This window comes from Amycolatopsis sp. lyj-346 (assembly GCF_046548975.1).
GTDB lineage: Bacteria > Actinomycetota > Actinomycetes > Mycobacteriales > Pseudonocardiaceae > Amycolatopsis.
Genome location: NZ_JAJPWT010000021.1, coordinates 129,714 through 144,248, shown reverse-complemented (window position 1 = coordinate 144,248; position 14,535 = coordinate 129,714). Strand labels below are relative to the sequence as shown.

The 14,535-nt window shown below is 65.3% G+C and carries 13 protein-coding genes and 1 pseudogene; 10 read left to right on the top strand and 4 right to left on the bottom strand.

From position 1 onward, the window contains the following. Both ACLJQE_RS40495 and ACLJQE_RS40490 read right to left on the bottom strand, forming a co-directional pair. Positions 1–519: pseudogene (locus tag ACLJQE_RS40495) on the bottom strand (hypothetical protein); the annotation flags it as partial. Next, positions 516–1,796: a tyrosine-type recombinase/integrase gene (locus ACLJQE_RS40490; protein ID WP_410644988.1), complete on the bottom strand. Its 1,281-nt coding sequence runs from the start codon at positions 1,794–1,796 to the stop codon at positions 516–518. The gene ACLJQE_RS40490 and the pseudogene ACLJQE_RS40495, both read right to left, overlap by 4 nt. Before the next feature lie 33 nt (positions 1,797–1,829). Between ACLJQE_RS40490 and ACLJQE_RS40485 the strand changes: the two genes are divergently transcribed. The 9 genes from ACLJQE_RS40485 (at position 1,830) to ACLJQE_RS40445 (ending at position 10,426) form a co-directional block, all read left to right on the top strand. Next, a complete protein-coding gene (locus ACLJQE_RS40485) occupies positions 1,830–2,429 on the top strand; it encodes a hypothetical protein (RefSeq protein WP_410644987.1) in 600 nt (199 codons plus the stop codon). 191 nt (positions 2,430–2,620) lie between these two features. Continuing rightward, on the top strand, positions 2,621–4,117 hold the full coding sequence (locus ACLJQE_RS40480; protein WP_410644986.1) for a helix-turn-helix domain-containing protein: 1,497 nt from the start codon (positions 2,621–2,623) through the stop codon (positions 4,115–4,117). Between the two features lie 175 nt (positions 4,118–4,292). Then, complete coding sequence (locus tag ACLJQE_RS40475; RefSeq protein ID WP_410644985.1) at positions 4,293–4,577, top strand: hypothetical protein; 285 nt, start codon at positions 4,293–4,295, stop codon at positions 4,575–4,577. A gap of 234 nt (positions 4,578–4,811) precedes the next feature. Beyond that, positions 4,812–5,618, top strand: a complete 807-nt coding sequence (locus ACLJQE_RS40470; protein WP_410644984.1) for a TIGR04255 family protein — start codon at positions 4,812–4,814, stop codon at positions 5,616–5,618. Next, the gene (locus tag ACLJQE_RS40465; RefSeq protein WP_410644982.1) at positions 5,615–6,253 is read left to right on the top strand and encodes a hypothetical protein; all 639 of its coding nucleotides are present in this window, start codon (positions 5,615–5,617) and stop codon (positions 6,251–6,253) included. Before ACLJQE_RS40470 ends, ACLJQE_RS40465 begins: the two co-directional genes overlap by 4 nt. Further along, positions 6,222–6,968, top strand: a complete 747-nt coding sequence (locus ACLJQE_RS40460; protein WP_410644980.1) for a hypothetical protein — start codon at positions 6,222–6,224, stop codon at positions 6,966–6,968. The genes ACLJQE_RS40465 and ACLJQE_RS40460 overlap by 32 nt, the downstream gene beginning before the upstream one ends. Next, positions 6,916–7,767: a DUF1883 domain-containing protein gene (locus tag ACLJQE_RS40455; RefSeq protein ID WP_410644979.1), complete on the top strand. Its 852-nt coding sequence runs from the start codon at positions 6,916–6,918 to the stop codon at positions 7,765–7,767. The genes ACLJQE_RS40460 and ACLJQE_RS40455 overlap by 53 nt, the downstream gene beginning before the upstream one ends. A gap of 1,061 nt (positions 7,768–8,828) precedes the next feature. Continuing rightward, positions 8,829–9,443, top strand: a complete 615-nt coding sequence (locus tag ACLJQE_RS40450) for a hypothetical protein (RefSeq protein WP_410644977.1) — start codon at positions 8,829–8,831, stop codon at positions 9,441–9,443. A gap of 239 nt (positions 9,444–9,682) precedes the next feature. Next, positions 9,683–10,426: a hypothetical protein gene (locus tag ACLJQE_RS40445; RefSeq protein WP_410644976.1), complete on the top strand. Its 744-nt coding sequence runs from the start codon at positions 9,683–9,685 to the stop codon at positions 10,424–10,426. Positions 10,427–10,584: 158 nt separating this feature from the next. On the opposite strand, the gene ACLJQE_RS40440 is transcribed toward ACLJQE_RS40445, so the two are convergent. Both ACLJQE_RS40440 and ACLJQE_RS40435 read right to left on the bottom strand, forming a co-directional pair. Next, positions 10,585–12,072, bottom strand: coding sequence for a WD40 repeat domain-containing protein (locus ACLJQE_RS40440; protein ID WP_410644974.1), 1,488 nt, complete (start codon positions 12,070–12,072; stop codon positions 10,585–10,587). 2 nt (positions 12,073–12,074) lie between these two features. Continuing rightward, positions 12,075–13,484 carry a hypothetical protein gene (locus ACLJQE_RS40435; RefSeq protein ID WP_410644972.1) on the bottom strand — a complete coding sequence of 470 codons (1,410 nt, stop codon included), beginning with the start codon at positions 13,482–13,484 and terminating at the stop codon, positions 12,075–12,077. Between the two features lie 209 nt (positions 13,485–13,693). On the opposite strand from ACLJQE_RS40435, the gene ACLJQE_RS40430 reads away from it, so the two are divergent. Continuing rightward, positions 13,694–14,362, top strand: coding sequence for an NUDIX hydrolase (locus ACLJQE_RS40430; protein WP_410644970.1), 669 nt, complete (start codon positions 13,694–13,696; stop codon positions 14,360–14,362). The last annotated feature ends 173 nt before the right edge of the window (positions 14,363–14,535 follow it).

The window sequence follows — 14,535 nt, the reverse complement described above, 5'->3', positions numbered from 1 at the left end:
TACGGGCATCAGGCTGCGGCCCACCCGCTGGGACAAGAACCACGCCATCGCCGGACGCAGCACGTCCCCGCCAACGAGCAGGGCCATCCCCGGCGGCAGCACGGAGTGCTTTCCCGCCAAAGGAAACCGTTCTCCGCGATCGCGGAGCCAGTCGGCGATCCGGGACTGCCAGGCCGCGCCGAGGCTGTCGCAGCCACTGGCCAGCCAGCGCTGTTGCCAGGTCGCACCGGGCAGCGACTCCAGCCAGTCCAGGATCAGCGTCAGGCTGCGGACCTGCAGGCGTTGATGACCGTTGGTGTGACTGTCCACTTGAAACGGTGGTGACAACAGCCGCTGCAGAACCTGGTCCCGGGACTGTACTGTGGCCGGCCAGGAATCCCGTGCGGGGCGAGAGGTGAACCGCTGCCGCAGCGCGGTGATGTTGACCGACAGCGGCCGGGACGTCGTCCCCGCGGCCAGCAGATCATCCTGGCCGGCAACCGAATCGATCGACGCGGATGCGGCGGCAGTGGTGCTCATGGGTGCCGCCCGAACAGCACGTCCAGCGTTTCCGGGCGGTAACCCGGTGCCGGCGGCGGCTGCGTGCGTGCCGCCCGCCGGGCGGCCTGGTTGGCGTGGTGATCGAGCACGCGGCGGATCACGTCCTCCTGCCGCGGCGTGAGATAGATCTGGGTCGTGGTCAGATGGGCATGGCCCAGCACGTGCTGCACGTCGGTCAGCGGAAGCGCCGGGTCCTCGGCCATCCGGTAGGCGGCGGTGTGGCGCAGGTCGTGCAGCGTCCAATTCGCGCCCAATGTGTCGTTGACCCGCTCGAACATCCTGTGCAGCGCGTGATAGGTCAAGGGCCGATGCGGTCGCCGCAACGTCCACCACAACGGCCGGCCCCGGCCTTGGGGAATACGGCCTTCCAGCTCGACCTGGTAGAGCCGCAACCAGACGAACGCATCCGGCGAGGCTGGCAGTTGCTGCACCGCCCGGCTTCCCTTGCGTACCACGCTGATCACCTGCGTTCCTGGGTCTACGCCGTCCTGCGTGACGCCCAGCAGTTCCGCGGCCCGCGCGCCGGTGGAGACGAAGAACGCCACCAGCGCCCGGTCACGATGTGAGGGCAGGCGGGCGAACAACTCGTTGAACACCTCGTCCGGGATGCTGCGCGGGATCCGCCGTGGCACCCGCGGCCGGTAAAGCCCGGTCCGCTCGTTGCGGAAAGGCTCCATCGGGTTGTGGTGCGCGTTCGCGCGTCCGGCCCGGCGTGCCCGCGCCAGCGGGAACGGGTTGATGACCGGCCCCGAGCACACCTCGCCGTGGAAGTCATAGAACGCGCGCAGCACCGTCTCGCTGTGCGCGATCGTCGAAGCCGCGTATTTCTTGCCAAGCAACGGTTTTCCGGTCACCGGATTCACCGTCCCCGGCGACCGCGGACCGTCTGTCCGGCCGTCGACGCCGGTTGCGCTCTGCCCGCGGCGGCGCCAGTGCGCCCGAGCTGGCTTACCGGCCAGCTGCAGCCACCGGCTGAAATCCCGCGCTTCGATCCGGCCTGCCCGGTCCCAGGCCACCTCGACCGCCCACAGGAACCGGAACCAGCGCAGCAGGTCCATGCCATACGAGCGCAGCGTCGCCACCGACCGGCCGGCCGCCTGCAGATCCAGGAAATACCCAGCAACCGGCCCCACCACGGTCCCTGACGGGTCGAGCAGCCGGTACGGCTCCTCGCGGGCGTCGGTCGCAATCAAGGCGCCCACCTGGGGCACCACCAACGAGCCGACATCCCGCGACTGGTCCTCGGAAACGATCACACATGCCTATCGGCACACAACCGCGAAACCTTTATGACCTGCACAAACACGGTAATTAGTTCAGTCAACAAGACATTGGCGCTTCGGCTGGGAGTGCCGGTCTGGGTCGCGCCGCTGGTGGCGCCTGCGGTGGATCTTTCGGTGGTCGGGCTGCTGCTCGCCATTCGGTCCCTGTCGATGCGAGGCGCTCCCGCGGAGGTGATTCGGCCGGCTCGACGGCTGCTGTTGGCCTCGAGCATGGTCACTCTGGCGCTGAACGTCGCTGAGCCATTGATCGCTGGTGAGGTGGGTAAGGCGTTGTTCGATGCGGTGGGCCCGCTATTGCTGATCGGCTGGTCGGAGGTGGGGCCGGTCCTGCTGCAGGCGTTGGCCGCCGTATCCGCTACAGGGCGTCCAGTCGGTGTGGCCCAGACGCAGACCGCTGGCTCGGACAGCACTTCGACCGAGCAGTCAGACGGTGTGTACGTGGACACTGAGTTGCTGGAGCGGGCGCGGTGTGAGGATCGGCGGCATCGTGAGTTGTATCAGCGTCCGGTCTCTGCGGAGAGTCTCCAGAAGGCGCTGGGCGTAGGAGCAGAGCGGTCGCGAACTTTGGTGAAGCTGGTGCGGGCCGAGCGCCGTATCTCGGCGTAGCAGCTGGGGTTAGTAGGCGGGGGCGGCTCTGTTCCTCAGAAGTCGCTCGACTGGCGCAGTCCGAAAGGGTTTTGACTGTCAGTGGTGGTGGATACGCTCAGGGTTATGGGGTTCTACGAGGCGTGCGCCTGCACGCACACGGTCAATGACCTGCAGCAACGAGCTGTTCGGCGAGATGGGGGTGAGCGTCGATGAAACCCCGCCCTGCTGCGGACACGGTGGACCTGGCCGGTGCGGCGCAGCTGCTCGGTGTTTCGACACGGAAGGTGCGGCGGCTGGTCAAGCGAGGTCGGTTCGCGCCGACCGCGGTTGAGGCCGATGAGGGGGCTCGGCTGTGGGACGCACGGGAGCTGTGGTGTTGGGCGACGCGCAACGCCCCGGCACGTGCGGCGTCGATGCCGCTCAAGCACTGGGCCACCCAGAACGAGTCGCCGGAGTTGAGCGTGGTCCGGACCGTGCGCGAGGCGGTTGTGCAGGACTGGTATCTGCCCGACGACCCGGCGCTGCTGCGGGTGGTGTGGCCGACCGGGGACTTCATGAGTTCCGATGCCGGTGCCGCGGCCCGGCTGGATCCTCCGGTGCCATGGGTGCTGCAGGTCGGCCCTGGGTTCGGGGTGTTCGGCCCGGAGCTGGACGTCTACGGCCCTGATGGCCGGAAGATCCGTGACGCCGGGTGGCGGGACTACGCCGAGGTCATGGGTGGGGTGGCGGACTACTGGCCGGCGGGGCTGCGGGCTCCGGAGGTGATGCAGGCCTGGGAGCCGGGCGACCCGCAGCCGATCGTGCCGCCGGACCCGGCGCTGGACACCGCGCCGCTGCTGCGCCTGGCCGCGATGCTCGATCCGGAGACGCCGGCGGCCCGCACGCTGCTCAACCTCGCCCGCACCGTGCAGTACAAGGCGATGACCGGCCCGGAGATCGACGTGAAGCTGGTCCGCGAGGAACCCCGCTTCAACCGGGTGCGGCTGGCGGCGCTGCCGCTGGAGGTGCCCGCAGCCGACACCGACGACCTCCCCGAGTCGATCCGCCGCGCCGGCTGGCTTGAAGTGCTCGCCCGCGGCGACGTCCTGGCCATCGAGGTCGTGCGATCGCTGCTGGCCTGGAACGGCGGCGAGGGCCTGCCGTTCTGCAAGCGCGAGGACCTCGACCCCACCAAGTCCGCTCTAGCCAGGGAGTGGATGGACCGGCTGGTGCCGGCACCGCACGGACGGACCGCGGCGTTCGAGATCGCACTGAGCCGCGACGACCGGCCGGTCGAGTACCTCATCGACCCGGAGACCGACGCGCCCGCGGCCCGAATGAACAACGGCACGGTGCAGACCGCCGTGCCGCAGCGGCTGTTCACCCAGAGCCCGCTGGCGGAGGTCGTGCTTGAGGACCCGATCTGGGTCCGGGTCGCCGACGGCACTCTGCACCTCGCGCCCCGTCACAACTACTTCGGGATCAACTGGGGCTACGGCGGCTCCGGGCCCGGCTCGCTGGCGCTGCTGCTGGACCGGCTCCTGCGTGACATCAGCGCCCCCGCGGCCGACGGCATCAACGGCGCCGCCGACGGGCTGGAGAAGTTCACCCAGGTCAAGTGGCCCAACGGGTCGGTGTTCACCCGCGAGCAGCTCGAAGCTGCCCGGGACGGTCAGCTCCCGCCGCTGCCTGCCGGCACCGACATCGACGACGACGAGGACGCGTGACCATGGACGACAACTACCGCCTGATCAAGTTGCTCTCGCTGGTCGCCTGGACAGAGAATGAGGCGGGAGACAATCGCTACGACAACTTCCCTTGCGGCGACAAGTGAGCATGCGCTACCCCGGCCCGGTTCAACGCAACAAGCTGACAAGCAAAGAGCAAGGGGCCGCGGACAACATGTGCATGCACTACGCGGGCGCCGTGGACTACCACCAGGGCACCGCTACCGGCGTCAACGAGGAGCTCGGCCAGAGGCAGTTGCCGAGGGTCACGCTCGCGTTCGTCACCGGGTTGGCCGACAGCGTGGTCGCGGTCCTCGGGCAGATGGTGTGCACGTCCCTGCGCTTATCCAAGGAGGTCGATCCCACCGCGATGGGGCGCAAGTGGGTCGACGACGTCACCGACACCAGCTGGCGGCTGCTGCTGACCGGCTACGGGGACCGCTTCGGTCAGAAGGGATAACCGGGGCGCCGTGGCCCAGGTGCGAAGCCACAGGCCCGACGACCAAAGCGGGGCAAACAGGGGCGACGCAACTTCCCCGTTGCCGCTGTCGGGGTAGTCGCGGTCTCTCGTGCTGCTGCGATCCGAGAGTACGGGAAGGCTCGTTCGGCGGTATGCGCCCCGGTACGGGTTCCAGTTACACTTTCAGTACGGGTTCTGGTACCGTAGTCGTGATGGGAGGGTAGGTTACCGGACGTGTATGCCAACCGTGAGATCTTCGCTCAGTCTCCTCTGGCCCTGGTTGCGGCCGAGATCCGCTTTACGGACGCCGCGCGCTTGAGGCAGCAGCAGACGAAGGATGAAGTGACGATCGCCCTGGAGGGACGGTTCCCGTTCGCCGAACCTCTGCATCAGACTGACTTCAACCTCACTTCTGGTGCTTCGCCGCAGATCCAGCAGCGAGCTGGGGTGGTTCTTAAGAACACAAAAAGCACCGAAACGCTGACGATCATGTCCGAATCGGTCACCTATGAGACAACTTCTTACGTCAGCTTTGATAAACTTCTTGAGTCAGTCGTAGCTGCGTGCGAAGCGCTCGCCGCGTCGAAAGTGAAGCCGGCGCTCCAAAGAGTTGGTCTCCGCTACATTGATGAAGTGCGGGTTCCAAACAAGATCACCGACGTCCGGCAGTGGAGCAGGTGGATCGACCACCACCTTGTTGATCATCTGGCAGTCGGCCCTGAAGGTCAGACGGCGACGATGGCTCAAAGTGTAAGCACTTTCGACCTAGGTGAAGGACGTGGGCTGAACTTCCGCTCCGCTGCTCTGAATCAAGGGCCGATTGTAGTCCCCCAACATCTTAAACGAGAAGTGCAAGAATCGGGTCCATTTTTTGTCCTGGACTTCGATGGGTTTCAAGACTTCACTCAGGGCCAGCTTGTGCCGTTGAATCCAGGCATAGTCCGTGAAACTCTTTCGGCGGTTCACGTGCCGTGTGGCACCGCGTTTCAGCGGTCAATCACAGACGAAGCGCGCCAACTCTTCCGAGGAGCTCAGTCATGACTGTTGCTAGTGGTGGCCGGCCGACTGGGACTGCGACTGGGGCGGTCTCCGACTATGCTCCGCCGACGGGCGGCACCCGCGCCTTTTCGTTGGATGTCGGCTATCTGCGTAGCCGGACGGACATGCATGCCAGCGAGGCGAAGGAACTTCATGATGGGGCGCGTGAACTCGAGCTAGATGATCGCACTCTGGAGAAGAGCAAGAAGTCAGTAGCAAGCCTGCTGGCGGAGCTTACTCGCGACCGCGGCATGGGCTGGTCAGACATCGCTGAAGTGGTCGGAGTCAGTGTTTCGGCGATCCGGAAATGGCGAAAAGGGGGTGAAGCCAGCCCCGAGAGCCGCCGAAAGCTTGCCCAGATCGCGGGATTGCTCGATGTTCTCGCGGAGAACGGGCTCGTTGAGGAACCGGCTAGGTGGATGGAGATGGACCTTCCACTGGAGGCTGGCTACTTCATTCGGCCTCTGGACCTCTATCTCGAAGGGCATGTGGTTGCGCTGATCGATCTGGCAGAACAGCGTCAGACCATTGCGCAAGTGCTCGACCAGGTCAGGCCCAATTGGCGCGAAAGCCGCAGCGATTTTGAGGTTTTTGTAGACACTGACGGTGAACGCTCAATCCGGCATCGGAACGGCTGATATCGGCGAACTTATGGACTCGATCGAATCGACGGCGCTGTATGACGAGCGCGAAGAAGTGAGCTGGACACGTCCGCTGCTGCAAGGAGACGTGTTCGACGGCGTCGTGCTGCCCGGCTTCGGTGACGAGCCGATGAAGGTCCAGATTGTCGCCCATCCGTGCGCGATGAGGGCCGGCCCGGATTTGGTGCCTCGAATCACTGTGGCTCCTGTAGAGAAGTATCAGAAAGTTACTGGGACCGCTTGGGACCGCTCCTTGCGGATCATGCCGCTAGCCGAACTCGTGGACGGTCAGCACTACGCGACAAAATTTGTCGACGTGACGGCTGCCCCAGGGCAGCTGCTTACCGTCGAAAGCCGGATCGCGAGTTTGTCAAATCGGGGAATTCTGGTTCTCCAGCAACGGCTGGTGAAGCACTACACGCGTGTTGAGATGCCGCTGGAGCTGCTCCGGCGCGAATCGGCCGCTGTCTTGGTGGAGGCTGAACTTCAGCAGGGCTGGCTGGAGGAAGTGTTGACCGAAACCGAGCAACGGACCAAGTCTGCTATCGAAGCTGAGGCCGCGATCTTCGATGAATGGCTGGGGCGGCGCGAAGATGCCGACTCCCTCAGTCGCCGCGAGTTGCTGCGCCAGGACATCAACCACACTGATATACGACGGGATGCTCAGCGAGCGGCTGGGAGCCGGGCTGACGAGCGCGGGTCTGGGAGCTAAGGCAGGCAAGACGATGGAACACCTGGTATATGACTTAGGCAATGTTAAGCGCGAATCCACTGTCGTGGTGACGTTGAAAAACCAGGCCAACGTTCAGCTGATGACCCGCAGCGAATACGGCAATTACAAGTCCGGCAGGCGATACCGGTTCCATGGGGGCAGGGTTACCCGGTCGCCGTTCCGGATCTCGGTGCCTTCCAACGGGCATTGGGTGGTGGCCATCGACCTCGGAGGCTATTCCGGCCGTATTTCTGCCAACATCGCTGTGGAGCCACCTCCTCGCGGATTCTTGCCTGAGGCGCGGTCGGCGCGAAGTGCTCCAGCCTCACAGATTGCCGTGAGAGACGATCCAGTCGAACCGCAAGGCGGCGTACTGGGCGGGCAAACTTGGGACGTGTTCATTAGTCATGCCACCGAGGATAAGGCGTCCGTCGCCCGGCCGCTTCGTGAGGCACTCGCGCGCTTAGGCGTTACAGTATGGCTGGATGAGGCGCAGTTGCGCATCGGCCACAGCCTGCGGCGCAAGATCGACGAAGGAATCCGGTCGAGTCGATTCGGAGTAGTAGTTCTCTCGGAGGCGTTCTTTGCCAAAGGCTGGACGAATCACGAGCTTGACGGCCTAGTGACTCGCAGTGTCGCCGGCGAACAGTCACTTCTGCCGATCTGGCACGATCTCACCGCTGAAAAAGTCCGCCACTACAGCCCGTCGCTTGCCGACAAAGTGGCAATGAGCACGGCTAACTACAGCATCGAAGATATCGCGGAGCAAATCGCCGAAGCCGTCAATGAATCGTCCTGAAATAGCTGGGTCTAGTCGAGTTGGTGAACGGGTCGTGCTGTGTTGTGCAGGAAGCAAGGTTCTTGTAACAGGCAATCCTGCTCTTCCTGGTGACCCCCGCGGCGCTGAGGGCGCTGTCAGTCGCGTCCGGTCGGTTGTGCGTTACGTTGGTGAGAATTTTTAGACTTGCCAGCGGTCGGTGATTTGCTCTCTCAGCCCGATGTTTACATACACTGTGTTGCTAAGTTACAAGCATCTGTTCAGTGTGTCCTTTGCCGGACTAGTCGTGCACCACGTCTGTGTGGATGCAGTTTGAGCTCGGCCACGTCGACGCCGTCTCGTAGGCGATCCACTTGACCAGGTAACCACACACGACACGGGAACGCTGATGACCATCCGGTCTGTCCGTCGCGTGTCAACGGCGTAGGCGCCAACTGCGGCGGTGGTGAACAGGGTGCGGCCGTCGATCTTCACCGGATCTGGGATGCCGTACCCGTGGTGCGGCTCTCGTGGGCCGCAGTGTATCGACCCAAGCCCGAGAACGACGACTCGCGCGCCTCCTCCGCCAGGTGCATCACAGTGGTGTTGTGCTACCACGTAATGGCTTCCAGGGCCGCGCCGCCAGCGCGATCACCCCTCCCAGCTTTACAAACCAGATCGGCAGGTCGTCGGTCGCGGCGTTTCTCAGCCCAGCTACGCTCGAATACCGCTGCTCTGAATAATGGAACCGCACCAGAAATCCTCGGCGATGGTGTCTTTCACGCAAACTGAAGCTGCCGCAGCATTTCTTGATCTTCTCGATGCAGCTCTTGGTAGCTACGTCGGTGACATTCAGGCACGCGGCTGTCCGTGTGAGGAGAAATCCTCGCCGTCGGTGTTGCGATCGAGGAGCGAGTCTTCCTGTACCTGCTGGTCGTTCGGCTTCGAGTGTTCGTCCGCTGGGCGGGTCGGGGCGATGAGGCCGGTGGGCTGGGTATCGTGCTGCGGTCGGCTTCGCGAGGGCGCGCGTCCACCTGGCTCGGTCCACGCCGCCGACGGGAGCGTGGGCTCGCGAGCTTGACGGGAGTGGGTGCGGGGCTGTGGTGGCGCGGTGGCTGAGGCGCATTGCGGTCGGCGCGTGCCTGGCGGCTGGCGTCTGGCTGGCGATCCGCTTCGGCGCTGCGAACTGGCTGGTGGCCGACAGCAGCCCGGTGCGCAACGTACTCGAGGGACTCAGCTGGCCGGCCGCAATTCTGGCTCTCCTGCTGGCGGTGCCTTGGCGTCGACGAAAGGAGCGCAAAGAACCTGCCCGGCCGAACGACACCGCCGAACAGGTGGGGGCGCGAGCCCGCGGTGAGATAGTTCCCGCGGGCCTCACGGAGCGCGTTCTGCACGTGAAGCACGGACAGTTGCCGATCGTGAAAGAGGTCGGGCTGCTGGATCTGCGCGTGAAGCTCGCGATCGAGCGCGACGCGCAGTGGCCAGGACTTGACATGCCGGCCTATGTCGGCCGCGATGTCGACACATCGCTTGATGAGGCGTTCGAGGGCCGTGGCGTCGTCCTGCTCCATGGGCGTGCCGCCACGGGCAAGACCCGGACCGCCGCCGAAGCGGCGCGACGGTGCTGTCCGGCACACACTTTGGTGGTTCCCGTCGTGGGCCGCCGTCGGGGTCGGCGATGTCGGTGCAGAGTGAACTCGCCAGTGACATGGCAATGAGTGCTCTGACCTCGGACGTGGCGTGTAACGACCGATTCGGACGCGGCGACCTCGATAAGGGGCTATTGCGGCAACCCCTGCCGGGGAAGGCAGGACACGCATCCGGGTAAGAGGTGATCATGTCAGGCTGGACGTCCGTGCTCGTGTCGTTCGCGACGGTGCCGGCATCCTTGAGCGGCGGCTGGCCGTGACGACCGCGCCACCGACTACTGGGACCAGGTCAGGAAAATATGAGCGGAATGAAGACATTCGTTGCAGCATTGGTCGTTCTGTCGATAGCCACTTTTGTGGCTGGCGCCGTCCTGCTGAGCGCGTCGAACGTGGACGTACCCGCTGAGGTCGGCAAGTGGCTGCTCACTTTGGGAACGGCGCTCGCGGTCACCGGTGCCTTGTCGGTAGCGATCAAGCTTCGTGATGAGCGGCGTGCGCGGCAGTCTGCGTGGGAAGTGCGGTTAAGCACGATCATCGCTGCGAATCATTCGGTAGTCGTGATACGGCTGATGCTACGCGCTCACAAGACGGCCCGCGCATACCGCGACCAGATCGCGGAGTTGACTAGGGTGCGTGCGCAGCTGCGTACTCTTCACGCAGATGGGGCGATTCTGATGTCCGCCGAGCTCCTCGCGGCAGTCAAGGCCATGCGCCGCTACCTGGATGCCGTCGGGCAAGAATACGAGGCAGGTTACCTCCCTGTCGCGCGTCAGCAGATGGTCGACGAGCGCCGCATGGAGGACGCGGTGCGGGACGCTGCCAACGAATCTCTCACCACGGCCCTCGGCGAGTATCTGATGTCTCCGACACCCGCGTGGGCGATGCTGACCGACCCCGCCCGGTTCCCCTGTCTTGTCGCGTTCCTCGATGAGGAATCCTTTCGGGCAAGCTCCTATCGCACCGGCTACCAAAACGCGAAGCGTCTGCTGGAAAACCGGGCCGGCATTACGCGTACAGCACTCGGCAGCAGTCCTGCAATCCCGGATTTGTGACGATCTCTGTCGGCAACAGAACGCGTCTCGGTGTGACCGGACGCAGCATGCGACCAGCATGCGTGTGAGGGCGTTCAAGAGAACGCGTCTCGCGGAACGAAGGACAGCCGGGCGTTGATCTACTGCCCCCCGACTGCAAGTGGAGCAAAGCCGGCACATCAGCCGAGGCCTCCCCAGAGCCGGATCACACCGTCGCCGTCTCCGGTCGCCAGGACCCCTCCGGTGGGGTCGAAGGCGAGTGCGGTGACCCCGTCGTCGTCGGTGTCATGCCCCGGGAGCTGGGCTATTTCTTTTCTGGTGATCAGATCCCACACCCGGGCGGTCCCGTCCTTGCTGCCGGTGACGAGGACGTTGCCGTCGGGGCGGAACGCAACAGCGGTGACACCGTCGGTATGGCCTCTGAGGGTGAACACCACCTGACCCGTGCGAGGGTCCCACAGACTCACGTTCGAACCGTTGGCGGTGGCCAGGAACTGCCCGGTGGGGCTAAATGCCGCAGCTTGGACGCCGCCCTCCGCCATGGTGCTCACGGTGCTTCGGCCGCTTGCCCGATCCCATACCTTGACCGTGCTGCCGAGGTAGGTCGCGAAGGACGTGCTGCTGGGGTCGAACGCCATGCCGTCCCAGATTTCCGGGCCCAGGTCGAGTTTCGCCTTCGGGGCACCGGAGGGCGAGTCCCAGAACTGCATCGCGGACGAGTTCGTCCCCTTGATCAGCGTGGCAACCTCGGCGACCTTGGGGACGAAGGCGCTGGGTACACTGCCCGCCGCGGTGGAGTCGTCGAGCAGTTGGGCCGCGGGGGAAGTCTGCTTTCCCGTGCTGGTCCAGAGGCCCGCCTGCCCTTGGCTCCCGCTGACGGCCAGCATCGTGCCGTCCGGGCTGAACGACACCCAGGTTCCGCCGCCGGCGGCGTTCATCGTCCCGACAACCTCGCCGGACTGCTGGCTGCGGACCGTCACCGCTTGGGCGTTCGCTGTCCCGGACGTGTACACCCCCACCGCAAGGGTGTCACCGGCTGGACTGAACGCGATCGCCGACGGCGAGCCCTGAACCGAGAACGTCGACTCGACCCGTGGGTTCCCAGGCGCCACTCCCTCCGGTGCATGGGGATGTCCGGCGATCGTCCGATCTGTGCTCTGGCTTGCCGTACCGCTCAGCTGCCGGACACCTCCGTACGTTGCTGAGCTCAGGACGAGCACGACGACCAGGGCGATGGCGAGGAACCGCGTGGGGTGCCGTTCGGCGTAGTTGACCACTCGCTGCTTGATGTTGACGGGTCCGGCGGCGTAGATGTCACCTACGGCGTTCCCGCCTTTGACGTCGATGGTCGACGGATGACGCTCCACGCGGGCACGCACTGCCATGGCCGCCTGAACGGCGGCCTCCAGTGCGCGCGCGAACGCCTGATCCCGGTGCTCGGCCTGCTTGAGTGCTTCCACGGCTCCAGCGCCGACGTCCGGAGGCACGTGACCAGTTTGCACTGCGGCGTCCCGGAAGCGGACGATGCCCGGGTGCGTGCCCAGCTTGCCGCCGATCAAGGTCCAAATGCGGTCTACCGCTGTATCCATGGCCCGATCAGCCAGCTGGCTGGCAACCCGTCTTGCCGCCCAGTCCACGATGAAGGCGACAACCGCTTCCATGCCCATGGTCAGCACACCGACCAGGAGCCGGTCGGTTCCTGGCGCAATCCAGTACCCCAGTCATCCGGCTTGCTCAACTGAAGTTTGACCTCAGGGTCGATGGTTTCGGGAATGTTGGTGTGGATCCACGCCAGTCGTGCGGTGTAGGAGGCGCCGTTCGCGCTCGGGCTTTCGGCTGGGGCGACCTTGAGGACCGACACCGACAGGGTCACGCCGGCCAAGCTCACACCGTCCTCTTCGGCGTTGCCCGAGCGGTAGTTCTCTACGATGCTGAATCGTTGCGCGAACCAGTCGCGTCGTTCGGCGCACACGATGCTCTCGGCCCGCTGCCGGTCGCCGGCGGTGAGAGCGTCCGCGAAGCTCTGCGCGGTGCCTTCCGGTGTGCTCCGGTCCAGGCTCGGAGGCACCGGGCTCGAGCCGGTGTTCGTCGACGTGGTGCCCTGGCCGACGACCAGGTAGGCGCCCCAACCGGCCAGGGCCAGCACTGCGGCCAAGCCGAGCGCCATGAGCCCGACCAGGAACGGATGGCGCCGCGCGTAGGTCGTGACCTTCTGATCGACCGTGACCGCTCCGGTCGACGTGATGTCGCCGACGGCATTTCCGCCCGAGACCGACATGGTGCGCACGCCGGGGGCGGGCTGGGTCGTCGTAGGTGTGTAATCTCTTTCGCGGTCCACGGCCTGGCCCGAGGTTTGATCGATGGCCTGGGCCAAGCCGGCGGCGAAGGCGGCGGCGTTGTGCACCGCGGTGTCCTGCCAGCCGTTCGAATCGACGCGATGCTTGTTGCCATCGGCCAAGTCGCTGATACCCCGAATGGCGATGGTGGGGGTGGACTCGTGCAGATGACCGGCGAGGGCCACACCTGAACTTTCCATCTCGACGGCGACCGCGTCGTTGTAGTGGGACCGCAAGCGGTCGCGTTCGGGTCCGGTGGTCGAGTTGAGCACGACTTCACCCGCGGCGATGGGCTCGAAGTGCACCGCGGCAGGCGTCTCGGCTGCGCCGGGCCAGGCGTGCGCGCGGTTGACGTGCTTGGCGAGCTGGACGAGCCGGTGGGAGGTGTCCCACGCTTGTGGCCGCGCGAGGAACTCGTCCCCGTCGACCCGGCCGCCCTGGTAGGCGTAGACCCGGGTGGCCACTACGACGTCACCGAGGGCGATCCATTCCCGAAGCCCGCCGGCGATACCGACGAACATGACGGCCGATGGGCGGAATTCCGCGATCGCGCGTTCGGTGATTGCCGCCGCGTTGACCGTTCCCATGCCGATCACGGCCAGCGCGACCTCACAGCTTGGCCGGGAGGTGAGAGTCCCCACTTCGAAGACCGTGCCGGTCTCGTGGTGATGCGCGCGCAGGTTCGTCAAGTGCTTTCGGACGGCCGCACCTTCGATGTCGAGTGCGGTGAGGATCACGAGCATCGCCACTCCGTTCCGTTCATAGGCGGGCCGACCGTAGAGCCGCGGCAGGGTTCTCGTCAATATGACATGCCTGCCCAATTGTGTCGGATTGCTTGTCGCTGCAGGTTGAACACATGTTCCTGCGGCGAGGTGAGTTGTTGTCTAACCGACGCAAACGGTAGGCTGGTTGGGTGAACGAAGGTTGGCAGATCCCGACGATTGCAGTGGCGGTGGACCTCGTCGTGCTCACCGTGCGGTCGGAAGCGTTGCAGGTCCTGCTCGTGGAACGGGGGATCGAGCCCTACCTGGGCAGACTCGCCCTACCCGGCGGGTTCCTGTCGTCCGACAACGAGGACATCTACAGTGCCGCGGTCCGTGAACTGCGCGAGGAGACCGGGCTCGACGCCGCCGGATTGCACCTGGAACAGCTGGGTGCTTACGGTGTCCCGGATCGGGACCCACGCAGGCGCGTGCTGACGGTCGCGTACCTCGCGATCGTGCCGGACCTCCCGGAACCGGCAGCGGGCGGAGATGCCCGCTCGGCCCAGTGGATGCCGGTCGCCAAGGTCGGCCGGCGGCGCAACGCGCTGGCCTTCGACCATGCCCGGATCCTGGCGGACGGCGTCGAACGAGCCCGTCAGCGCCTGGAATACACGACGCTGGCGACCGCGTTCTGCCCGACCCATTTCACCGTCGCGGACCTGAGACGGGTCTACGAGATCGTGTGGGGGGAGACCCTCGACGCCCGGAACTTCCATCGCAAGGTCAAGAGCGTGGCCGACTTCCTGGTACCCACCGGGGAGCAGACCACCAAGCACGGCGGACGTCCGGCGGCTCTCTTCCGGCGGGGAACCGCCGAGGTGCTGCACCCTGCGATCCTGCGTGGCGGCGCGAACTGACCCGGAGGAAGCCGGGTCGCGTCTTCGTGGATTGTTCGCTCCGAAGTCCGGGACCCGAGAACGGACTGACAGCCCGTTGCGCTGCCGGCTGTAGCGGCGTCCGGTCATCGGCACGTTCGAGCGTCGCGGCAGCGCAGTCGGCGGCATGAACAGGTGGTTGACAGGTGGCGGAC